Consider the following 1,305-nt stretch of genomic DNA (forward strand, 5'->3'; position numbering starts at 1 on the left):
TTTCACCTCCACCAAGAATTATACCACAAATCACCACTTTTAGGAGTGACTACCCGAGGGCGCTCGATAGTGGAAAAATCGGGACTCCGTGGGGTGGCGACGCCTATAACGGAAAATATCTTACGCAAGAATAAGTACTCAGGGGATTGATCTTATTTGTCCGATAGTAGCCGATGGGCTATAATTGTTCGGAACGGTGCAGGAACAAAGAGAGTGCAGGACATGCCACAACGAAGGAGGCAGCCGAGTATTAGCCCGCTGATCAATGACTTCCACCATGTCGAGGCACGGTGCATGCACAAACCACCTGCCGGCGTTGTCTTCATCAACAGGGTACGAGCGCGCCTGACGGCGCGGTATGAGTACGACCCGCATCTGGACCCAATGCTTCAGTGGACAGGCAAGGCAGAGCATACGTCGTTTGAAGTGGATCTCGTCTCGCTCCCCATCCACGAGCGCATCTCCACCCGGGCCATCCTGGACGCCGTGCGCCGCCCGCAGCCCATCCAGCCGGATCTCTTTGGCGAGACACCGCTTCCCGCTAACCAGCAGGTCGAGTTCTACCGGCACGAGGTGGGCTGGGCCAACCGCCTCATCCTGGGCGAATCGCTGCTGGTGATGAACAGCCTCCTGGTGAAGGAGGGGATGACGAGCAAGGTGCAGATGATTTACATCGACCCTCCCTACGGCATCAAATACGCTTCTAATTTCCAGTCCCGCATCGACCCGCGAGATGTGAAGAACAACCGTGAGCCGGATCATAGCAAGGTGTGCCTACGCCAAGCTACGCATCAGATAACTCAGATGGGGGGGTATGACCACAAGACCTGGGAGCCATGGTTGCTTTTAACTTGAGCCAATAACACCAAAGCTTGTGCAATGATGCAAGCTTTACCTAAAGGGAAGGCACATGGCTGAGTTGCAGAAGTTACTATCCGAATACACTTCTCTGGAGAAAGGGAAGGCTTTCTTCGCGGGACTGGGTTACCCGGTGATGGATCCCCTTCCGCTGGACCTGGAGGGTATGCCCTCGAGCGTGCGGGAGATGGTCCGCTCGGTGGTCCAGCTGGCGCAGGTGGGCGATGGAACCCCATTTCGGATTTTTCACGTCGAACTGAGTTCCCCGGCCCTTCGTCGCACGGACATCCGGCGCTTCCTGGAGGCCTATTACCGGCGCTTTCCGCAGGGAGAGAACCTCTTCGTCTTTTCAGCGTCAGGACAGGCTGATGAGCTGGCCTTCGTCTCCCCGCGCCGGCTGCCCGATCCCCGGGATCCCTCTAAAGTGCGCCTCTGGCTCCGCATCCT

The 1,305-nt window shown here is 56.9% G+C and carries 2 protein-coding genes; both read left to right on the top strand.

Translation table 11 applies throughout. The annotated features are described in order from the left end of the window. The first annotated feature begins 222 nt into the window (after positions 1-222). On the top strand, positions 223-855 hold the full coding sequence (locus tag ABJK56_RS00340) for a hypothetical protein (protein WP_347242677.1): 633 nt from the start codon (positions 223-225) through the stop codon (positions 853-855). Positions 856-910: 55 nt separating this feature from the next. Further along, positions 911-1,305: hypothetical protein (locus ABJK56_RS00345; protein WP_347242678.1), on the top strand; the 395-nt coding region annotated here is incomplete at its 3' end.

The sequence above is a fragment of the Thermogutta sp. genome, from assembly GCF_039793925.1.
In the GTDB taxonomy this organism is placed as follows: domain Bacteria; phylum Planctomycetota; class Planctomycetia; order Pirellulales; family Thermoguttaceae; genus Thermogutta.